Annotated in this window: 9 protein-coding genes and 2 pseudogenes; 6 read left to right on the forward strand and 5 right to left on the reverse strand. The window is 64.5% G+C overall.

Annotation, left to right across the window (positions count from 1 at the left end; translation table 11 throughout):
- The 3 genes and pseudogenes from AUP43_RS02920 to soxR all read right to left on the reverse strand — a co-directional run.
- A pseudogene (locus tag AUP43_RS02920) lies at positions 1–189 on the reverse strand (cupredoxin domain-containing protein); the annotation flags it as partial.
- An 87-nt stretch (positions 190–276) separates the two neighbouring features.
- Positions 277–639, reverse strand: coding sequence for a hypothetical protein (locus AUP43_RS02925; protein WP_067552442.1), 363 nt, complete (start codon positions 637–639; stop codon positions 277–279).
- Between the two features lie 242 nt (positions 640–881).
- On the reverse strand, positions 882–1313 hold the full coding sequence (gene soxR, locus AUP43_RS02930) for a redox-sensitive transcriptional activator SoxR (RefSeq protein WP_067552444.1): 432 nt from the start codon (positions 1311–1313) through the stop codon (positions 882–884).
- Between the two features lie 66 nt (positions 1314–1379).
- On the opposite strand from soxR, the gene AUP43_RS02935 reads away from it, so the two are divergent.
- The gene (locus AUP43_RS02935; protein WP_067552448.1) at positions 1380–2831 is read left to right on the forward strand and encodes an MFS transporter; all 1452 of its coding nucleotides are present in this window, start codon (positions 1380–1382) and stop codon (positions 2829–2831) included.
- 235 nt (positions 2832–3066) lie between these two features.
- Here AUP43_RS02935 and AUP43_RS02940 read toward each other — a convergent pair whose 3' ends face one another.
- Entirely contained in the window at positions 3067–4413 is a 1347-nt protein-coding gene (locus AUP43_RS02940) for a sensor histidine kinase (RefSeq protein ID WP_067552451.1), read from the reverse strand.
- Positions 4410–5066, reverse strand: coding sequence for a response regulator (locus tag AUP43_RS02945; RefSeq protein WP_067552454.1), 657 nt, complete (start codon positions 5064–5066; stop codon positions 4410–4412). The genes AUP43_RS02940 and AUP43_RS02945 overlap by 4 nt, the downstream gene beginning before the upstream one ends.
- A gap of 131 nt (positions 5067–5197) precedes the next feature.
- Here AUP43_RS02945 and AUP43_RS02950 point away from each other — a divergent pair, with 131 nt between their 5' ends.
- The 5 genes and pseudogenes from AUP43_RS02950 to AUP43_RS18555 form a co-directional block, all read left to right on the forward strand.
- A complete protein-coding gene (locus AUP43_RS02950; protein ID WP_067552457.1) occupies positions 5198–5473 on the forward strand; it encodes a PepSY domain-containing protein in 276 nt (91 codons plus the stop codon).
- 4 nt (positions 5474–5477) lie between these two features.
- On the forward strand, positions 5478–6041 hold the full coding sequence (locus tag AUP43_RS02955; RefSeq protein ID WP_067552460.1) for a cytochrome b/b6 domain-containing protein: 564 nt from the start codon (positions 5478–5480) through the stop codon (positions 6039–6041).
- An 87-nt stretch (positions 6042–6128) separates the two neighbouring features.
- Entirely contained in the window at positions 6129–7841 is a 1713-nt protein-coding gene (locus AUP43_RS02960) for a phosphoethanolamine transferase (RefSeq protein WP_067552463.1), read from the forward strand.
- Positions 7838–8623 carry a phosphatase PAP2 family protein gene (locus AUP43_RS18550; protein WP_157089210.1) on the forward strand — a complete coding sequence of 262 codons (786 nt, stop codon included), beginning with the start codon at positions 7838–7840 and terminating at the stop codon, positions 8621–8623. Before AUP43_RS02960 ends, AUP43_RS18550 begins: the two co-directional genes overlap by 4 nt.
- A gap of 9 nt (positions 8624–8632) precedes the next feature.
- Positions 8633–8956 (forward strand): annotated as a pseudogene (locus tag AUP43_RS18555) (transposase); the annotation flags it as partial.

Genomic DNA, 8956 nt, shown 5'->3' on the forward strand with positions numbered 1-8956 from the left:
ATTGTCGCCCATGACGATGGTAACGGTCCTGCTGGCCTCGGCGGCCTTACCGGGCTCACCGATGGCGGCACTCCCGTGGCCATGGCCATGTCCGCCGGAATGGCCTGGTGCAGCCTGAAGCGGGGCGAGCGGCATGAGGGCGGACGCCGTCAGCGCCGCGGCGAAAGCGGTGGTCTTGAAGCTACGCATGGATAAATCCTTCGAATACAGATCCTGAATGGCATGACGTCCAGGCGCCCGGTCATCGGGACGCAGGTCACACGAGCGTGTCGGTGTTCAGGATTGGTATTCGGGCGGGATCAGCGGCGGGTCGGCACGGCGTCCCGGTGGCCCGGGCAGGAGGGGGGGAACAAGCCGGTCAAAATGCTGCGGCGGCATGGACTGCACGGCGATGGTCATCACCGCCGGCACGCAATGCGCGGAGCAGATGCTGTGATCGAGCGCGCTGTTGCCCTGGCCATCGTCATCTGGCTCCCCGCCATGGTGATGTCCCTGGGGATGCGCGGCAACATTGCCGTGCAGGGCATGCGTACCGGCAGAATGCGCTTCGGTGCCCTGCGCCTGACTGGCCAGGTCGAAACCTGCCGCCCACAAACGCACATCCGCATTGAACCAGAGGCTCAATACGGCAATCAGCACGATTGCGATGGTCCGGCGCCAGCGAATACCCGCCTCCTGCGTTCCTGCAACGGCCGTTTCCGGCCAGTTCCATGAACAGATAGGGGTTCCCGCAAGGGGAAGGTCAAGCCCTGACAGGCCCTTCCCTTCATTCCGGATAGCTCAAAACCGAGTAATACGGTGAGGTGCTTCGGAATTGGGCCGGGAGCGCAAGGTCCGGTTTGAAACAGCTCTCGGCGATTGCTGCCGTTCAGCAGTTGGGCCTATAGCAGTCGGGCACCGGGGCCGTCTTTCGCCAACTGATCGTCCGCGTTGACCAGCGGGCAGCGCTGCACGCTTAGACATCCGCAGCCGATGCACATCGCCAACTTGTCGCGTAGCGCCGTGAGAAGCTCGATCCGCTGTGTGAGATCGTCATGCCAGTTTTCCGCAATGCGCTCCCAGTGGTGTGTGTCGGGGGACGTGTCCCTCGGCAATTCTGAGAGCGCTTCGGCTATTTCGGCAAGCGGGATGCCCGCGCTCTGCGCGACCTTGATGACCGTCACGCGCCTCAGGATTTCCCGGCGATAGACCCGATGATTGCCCGAATTCCTTTCGGAGGCGATCAGCCCCCTGCGCTCATAGAAATGGAGCGTGGAAACCGGCAACCCGCTGCGGCGCGAGAGTTCGCCAACGGACAATTCCTTCTTCGGCATTCTGAATCCCCTTTACCTCAACCAATGTTGAGGTTGTAGCACCATACCCGTCAAGAGGAGACGGGCATGGTGGACATGGTCAGCGACGCAGAGAAGGACACGGAGACTTTCGTGTCATGGAGGGAGTTTCTCGGAAGTCCTTACGCGGCCTCTTTGGCCCTGGTTTGCCTGGCGGTCTGGCTGCACGCGGCCGACAGCCTGATTGTCGCCACCATGCTCCCCGCCATCGTGGCCGAAATCGGCGGGATCGCTTTGGTGGGCTGGTCCGTCTCGCTCTATGAGATCGGGTCAATCGTCGCGGGGGCGGCCAGCGCATTGCTGACTCTGCGCTTCGGCCTGCGCGCGCCGATGAGCATGGCTGCCGCCCTGTTCGGCGTTGGCTGTATCCTCAGCGCCGTCAGCCCGACCATGCCGCTGCTTCTCGTGGGGCGCGCCTTGCAGGGGCTCGGCGGCGGCGGTCTGATGGCGATGGGCTTTGTCGCCGTCGGCCAGGTCTTCCCGCGCCGCTATATCGCGCGCGCCATGGCGGCCGTTTCGATCCTTTGGGGTGTCTCGGCATTCGCCGGACCGCTGGTCGGCGGCTTCTTCGTGGAATATGCAACCTGGCGCTGGGGCTTCGCCTTCTTTGCCAGCCAGGCATTCGCGCTCGCCCTCTGGATCGTCTTGCGGCGCGATGCAGGTGCGACACTACCCCCGGCCGACGCCACCGAATTCCCTGCCAGGCGTCTGTCCTTGCTGTGTCTCGCCGTCGTTCTGGCCGCCTTTGGCGGCGTCGAGGTCTCGATCCTGCGGACGGTACCTTCCGTTACCGCCGACCTGGTCTGCCTGATCGGCTTTCTGTGGCTGGACCGGCGCGCCGGCGATACCCGGCTTTTTCCGCGTCGCCCGTTCGATTTGTGGCGCCCGGTCGGGGCCTCGCTGCTGATGATTCTGACCATGTCGATGGCGACCATTCCCATCACGGCGTTCGGGCCGCTCCTGGTCACGGTGATCCATGGCGTCTCCGCGCTGACCGCCGGTTACATCGTTGCCTCTTCGTCCATCGGTTGGGCCGTCATGGCCGTTCTGGTCAGCGGATTGCCCGAGCGGTTCGACCGGCTGATGATCGCCTTCGGCATGGCAATCGTAGCCATCAGCCTCCTCGGCTTTCTCTATGCGGTTCCCGGCGGCCCTGTCTGGCTGATCGTCGTGTTCGCCGCCATGGAGGGCGGCGGGTTCGGGATGGCGTGGACATTCATTCTCAGGCGAACGATCGCGCTCGCCGATGCCGACGAGGTTCAGCACGTTTCCGGAGCGATCCCCACGATACAAAGGCTCGGCTACGCTCTCGGCGCGGCCTATGTCGGAATCGTGGCGAATGCGTCGGGCCTGCTGTCCATGGAGACGGCCGCAGACGCCGCGCAGGTTGCCCGATGGGTCTTCGTGTCCTGCGTACCCTTCGCGGTAGTCGGGCTGATCGCCATGAGCGCATTGGTGCGTGATCGGACGGGAAATCGCAGCAGTGGCCGCAGTAATTGAAACAGCCTTGATTGGGGCCGGTAGCGGACGGTTCGCTTCACGCATCTGAACTCGTAATGCAGACGCTTCGATAGCTGCCGATGTCAGTCCTTACATGATTATGGGGCATTGCGAAAACCTTTGGTTTCTGACACCGACGAGAGGACGATGGCGCACTCGACGATCCTTACGCCACGCTGCTCAATCCGCGTCAAGAATTCCCCCGTCTCTGGTCCGGCTGAACTTCATCAGATATTCACGCGGAAAGTCTTATCCTTGCCTCGAAGCCGCCGTCCTGTCCCAGCACCGGCGACAGCAGCTCCAGCCGCCCCCCGGTCTGGCGCAGGATTGTCTCGGCGATGGCGAGGCCAAGGCCGGAACCGTCCGGCCCTTCCCCGGCGCGGTTACCGCGCACGAAGCGCTGCGTCAGCTGGGAGAGTATCTCTGGCGGAATGGCGGCACAGTCATTGCGCACGCTGATCGTCCGATCATCCGGCACGGCGATCTCGACGGGCGTATCGGGATCGCCATAGGCCAGCGCATTCTCGACCAGGTTGCGAACCACGATGCTGAAGGCGTCGATGTCCATGCGGGCGCGCAGCGATGCGCCCTCGGCAATGGCGAGAGAAAGCTGCCGCGCCGCCTCCGGCTGCATCGCCAGTTCCTCAATCACCAGCCGCAACACCGGCAGCAGGTTGTTCTCGGTTTCCGAAAGTCCGATGCCGGCCTCCGCGCGCGACAGGTGCAGCAGCTTTTCTACCAGCGCGCCCAGCCGGTGTAGCGTCGCCTCGATCCGCCGCCCACGCGCCTGTGCCTCCTCCTGGGTGAGGCCGCTTTCCAGCTCCGCCAGCAGGCGCTGGGTCTGCGCCAGCGCCGTCGCCACCGGCGTGCGCAGCTCATGCGCGCTGGTCGCGGCGAAGACACGCTCTGCCTCCAGCGCCGCGCGCAACCTTAACAGCAGTCGGTTCACCGCCTGCACGGTGCCCCCAATCTCCTCGGGCCAGCCGGTATCCTCAATGGGGTTGAGGTTGCCGCCATCGCGCGCCCCGATGGCGCCCTGCAGTAGCCGCATCGGGGTTAGCCCCTGCCGCACTGACCACAGGATGACCAGGATACTGACCGGCACCAGCCCCGCCAGCGGCAGCAGCAGGGCACCGGCACTTTCCATCAGGGCTTCCTGCCGGTGCCAAAGCGGTTCGGCAACCTGCAGGAAATAGTTTCCTGAGGCGATGGTATAGACGTGGTGATGCTGGGATTCCGAGTATCCGAGGTCGAGAGTGCCGGTATAGGGCGCTCCCGGCGCGTCATGGGAGCGCAGCAGCACGGTGCCGTCACGGCTACGCAACTGGAACGTCAGATATTCATCGTCATTATCCGGCTCGCCGAGCAAGCCAGGGGATGATGCCGGCCTCCCTTCCACCGCATCGGTTGCCAGCGGTAGCAGCCATTGCGCGGTTTCCTCCAGTGCGCTGTCGAACACCTCGTCGATTTCCTCTTGCATCACCAGGACGGAAAAGGCCGCCCCCAGCAGCCAGAGCAGCACGATGCCCCCGGTCAGCAGCAGGGTCAGGCGACGAGAGATTCTGGCAGTGCGGGCTGTCATGGTTCCAGCCTGTAGCCCAGGCCGCGCATGGTGCGGATCGCCTCCCGCCCCAGCTTTTTGCGCAGCCGACTGACATAGACCTCCACCGCGTTGGACTCGATCTCGGCGCCGAAGGCGTAGAGCGTATCCTCGATCCGTTCCTTCGAGACCAGCGCGCCTGGCCGCCGCATCAGCAACTCCAGCACCGCCCATTCACGCGCCGTCAGCTCCGCCGCGGTGCCGGCAACCGTCACACTGTGCGCGGTCTGGTCTATTTCCAGATTTCCCAGCCGCAGGACCGGGTTCGGGTCGCCGGCATAGCGCCGGCTGACCGCCATGATGCGCGCCGACAGTTCCTCTAGGTCGAAGGGCTTCACCAGATAATCGTCGGCACCGGCATTCAGCCCCTCGATCCGGTCGGAGATGCGATCGCGCGCCGTCAGCACGATCACCGGCACCTTGTCCCCCCGGCTTCGCAGACCGCGCAGCAGCGCAAACCCGCTGCCATCCGGCAGGGCAAGGTCCAGCAGGATAAGCTGGTAGGCAACAGTCTGCGCGGCATGCTCCGCGTCCGCCAGTGTCGTCATCCAGTCCACCGCATGGCCGGCTCTTGCCACATGCTCCTGCACGGCGTCTCCCAGACCCGGCTCGTCTTCCACCAGCAAGATACGCATCTTCCCCCTCCGCAACAGCTACGCAGGATGCATAGGCCGGGCGGCTGACGCCAGTCTGAACGGCCTTCAGCTTGCTGTCAGGAAGTCCTGTCAGGGTTACCGCCATCCTCACCCGTTACAGGAGAACCGACATGCGTATCCGACTGACCGCCATCGCCGCCGCCCTGCTGATCGGCACCGCTGCCCTGCCGGCCCTGGCCAGCGACAAATGCAACGTGCCGAAAGGCGAGTGGCAGGCAGCCCAGGAACTTCAGGCGAAGCTGGAGGCCCAGGGCTGGAAGATCCAGCGCCTGAAGACCGACGATGGCTGCTACGAAGTCTATGCGACCGACGCCAACGGCAAGAAAGTCGAGGCCTATTTCAACCCGAAGACGCTGGAGATGGTCCAGTCGAAGATGAAGAGCTGAGCCCATGCAGCCCGCTCTGGAGCCTATCCGGCAGCCAGGTGTGAAGGTCTGGGACCGCTTCGTGAGGCTGTTCCACTGGACACTGGTGAGCGGCATCGCCGTCGCCTGGCTGTCGTCGGAGGAATGGGACGCCTTGCATGAGTGGACCGGCTATCTGATCGGCGGGTTGCTGTTGCTCCGGCTGGTCTGGGGCCTGATCGGCAGCCACTATGCGCGCTTCTCGCAATTTCTGAGGCCTCCCGCGGCGGTCCTTGCCTATGGGCGAGCCATCCTGACAGGCCGAGAGCGACGGTATCTGGGCCACAATCCCGCAGGTGCGGCGATGATCCTGGCGCTCATCACTGTCATCGCCGGCACCGCCCTGACCGGCTGGATGGGAACGCTGGACCGCTTTTGGGGTGTCGAATGGGTCGAGGAAGTCCATGAGACCCTGGCCACCCTCATCCTGATCCTGGTGCCCCTGCATCTGGCCGGCATCGCCCTGGCCAGCCTGCGACACCATGAAAATCTGGTGCGCGCGATGATCTCCGGACGCAAGCGCGCGCCATCGGGAACGGACGTCGCCTGATCCCCCTCTCTCAGGCGCGTTCAGCTTCCCGTCAGCTTTCGGGCGTATCGGTTGTTCATCCAGCATCCCCCTGCGTATGGACCGCCGATGCGCCCGAAACTGCCTTTCTCCGCGCCATCCCGCCCCTCCCTGCACCCCCTCGCCCTCGTCCTGCTGTTCACGATCTTCCTGCTGGCCGTCCATAATCACCGGCTGTGGCAGGAGATCGGCCAGGTCTGGATCGGCCGATCCCTGCATGACCTGCTGTTCCTCGGGTCGCTGGGGCTGTTCTTCCTGGTACTGCTGTCCCTGCCGTTGCAGCTCGTCGCCTTTCCGCGTCTGCTGAAGCCGGTCCTGGCCGGTCTCGTGCTGATTGCCGCCGGCATTTCCTATTTCATGGATGGCTATGGCGTGCTGGTCGAGAAGACGATGATCGTGAACATCGTCGAGACCGACATGCGAGAGGCCGGCGACCTGCTATCCTGGCCGCTGGCCTGGCACATGCTGCTGACCGGCGTGCTGCCGGCGGCACTCATCCTGTCGGTACGGCTCACCCGGCAGGGCTGGAAGCGCGAGGCGCTGCTGCGGGCTGGCGCGCTGGCGGGCTCGCTGGCCGCAGTGGGGCTGATCGCGATCTTCTTCTTTCAGGATTATGCGTCGCTGGTGCGCAACAACCGGCAGATCCGGCATATGATCAACCCCGTGACGGCCCTCTATTCCGCGACAGCCTATGCGCTGGGCACCGACCGGCATGCGCCTGCCGGCCCGCCCGCGCCGATCGCCCGACTGGTCTCGCTGGGCGATGGCTGGCAGGCACCGGACCGCAAGCCACTGCTGTTCGTCTTCGTGCTGGGCGAAACCGCGCGCGCCGCCAATTTCTCGCTGAACGGCTATGCGCGCATGACCAACCCGGAACTGGCCAACCTGCCGGTCGTCAGCTTCACCGAGGTGGCGTCCTGCAGCACCTCGACCGCCGAGTCGGTCCCCTGCATCTTCTCGCCGCTGGGCCGGCCAGACTATTCGCCCGCCAGGGCCAAGGCATCGGAGAACCTGCTCGACCTTGTGCAGAAGGCCGGCCTCGACGTCGTCTGGCTGGAGAATAATTCCGGCTGCAAGGGAGTGTGCGCCCGCGTGCCAACCGAGACCCTCGCCATCCGTCAGGAGGCCGACAATGCCTACTGCGATGCCGAAGGCTGCATGGACATGCTGCTGGTCGAACGGCTGCGCGGCATTGCCGCCAGCCTGGAACGCGATACGGTCGTGGTGCTGCACCAAATGGGCAGCCACGGCCCGGCCTATTTCCGGCGCTACACGGAGGCATTCCGGCGCTTCACACCGACCTGCGACACCAGCCAGTTCCAGGACTGCGAAACGAAGGCCATCACGAACAGCTACGACAACAGCATCCTTTATACCGACCATGTGCTGGCCGAGGCGATCCGCGTCCTGAACAATGTCTCGGACCGGATCGACACAGCACTTCTCTATGTTTCCGATCATGGCGAATCGCTGGGCGAAGGCGGCACCTTCCTGCATGGCCTGCCCTACGCCATCGCGCCGGAGGTGCAGAAGCATGTGCCGATGATCTGGTGGAATTCCGGCGGTTTCCAGCAGCGCACAAGGCTGGCGCAGGGCTGCCTGGCGGCATCGCGGGACCGCCCGCTCAGCCATGACACTATCTTCCATACAGTGCTGGGCCTGCTGGATATCGAGACGGATGCCTACAAGCGCCCGCTGGACGCCCTTGCGGAGTGCCGCCTGCCCGACACCTTCATCGCCCAGCAGGCCGGCATCGCTCCGCAGGCCGGGACACCGCGATGAGCCTGGCGCCTGGCTGGCGGATTGCGCGCGGTTCTGGCTGGGAAATACCGCTCCTGCTCGGCCTGCTGCTGATCCTGATCGCGGTGCCGGCCTGGCACCGGCTCGATCTGGCGCTGGCCGGACTGTTCCATGACGGTGCGGCGAATGGCTGGCTGATGCCGAAGGAAGGCAGGCTGGTACATGCTATTCTCTATACTGGTGCCCGGCGCCTGCTCGGTATCGGTGGCGGCACTGCGGCGCTGCTGCTGGCCTGGTCGGGCTGGCGGCGGGGCTGGAGCGAAAACCACAGCCGCATCGCGCTGGCGATCCTGGTTCTGGCGTTGACCCCACTCACCGCCAACCTGCTGAAACAGGTCACCGGTGTGTCCTGTCCCGCGCAGGATATGCTGCTCGGCGGCAACCGGTTCGGGGTGACGATCTGGGACCGGCTCTACGCTCTGGCGCCGTTCGAGCCTAACCTGCGCTGCTGGCCGGCCGGCCATGCGGCGGGCGGCTTCGGCCTTTTCGGCCTCACCCTGCTTGCAGGCGCCTCTGGCTGGGTAGCAGCCCTGCCGCGCTGGCTGTTCTATACGCCCGGCATAATGGCGGGCTGGACCATGGGCCTCTATCAGATGGCGCGCGGTCAGCATTTCCTGACCCATACGCTGGCCTCCATGCTGATCGGGCTGCTGATCGCCGCCTGCGCCTGCCGGCTCTACGAATGGCAGCGGGAGAGGGTAATCCGCACTACGGGCCCCAACCCTCCACCGGCCGTGTCCTTTGCCATGCAGAAGCAGAATTAATGTCGAAGAGTGGCCGATATCTGCCGCCAGGCAGGTATCAGCCAGGCGACCTACTTCAATTGGAAGAAGAAGTACGCCGGCATGATGCCGTCTGAGATGCGGCGTCTGCGCGAGCTCGAACAGGAGAACGCGCAGTTGAAGAAGATCGTGGCCGACCTGTCGCTGGACAAGGCGATGCTGCAGGACGTCATCAAACGAAAAATCTGAGGCCTGGTCGGAAGAGAACGCTGGTCGATGCGATCCGTGCCGAATGGGCGATCTCGATCCGCCGCGCCTGTGCGGTGATCCTGTTCGATCCCAAGACTTACCGGTACAAATCCGATCGACCCGGCC

Origin of the sequence: Oceanibaculum pacificum, assembly GCF_001618175.1 — a bacterium.
GTDB classification, from domain to species: Bacteria; Pseudomonadota; Alphaproteobacteria; order Oceanibaculales; family Oceanibaculaceae; genus Oceanibaculum; species Oceanibaculum pacificum.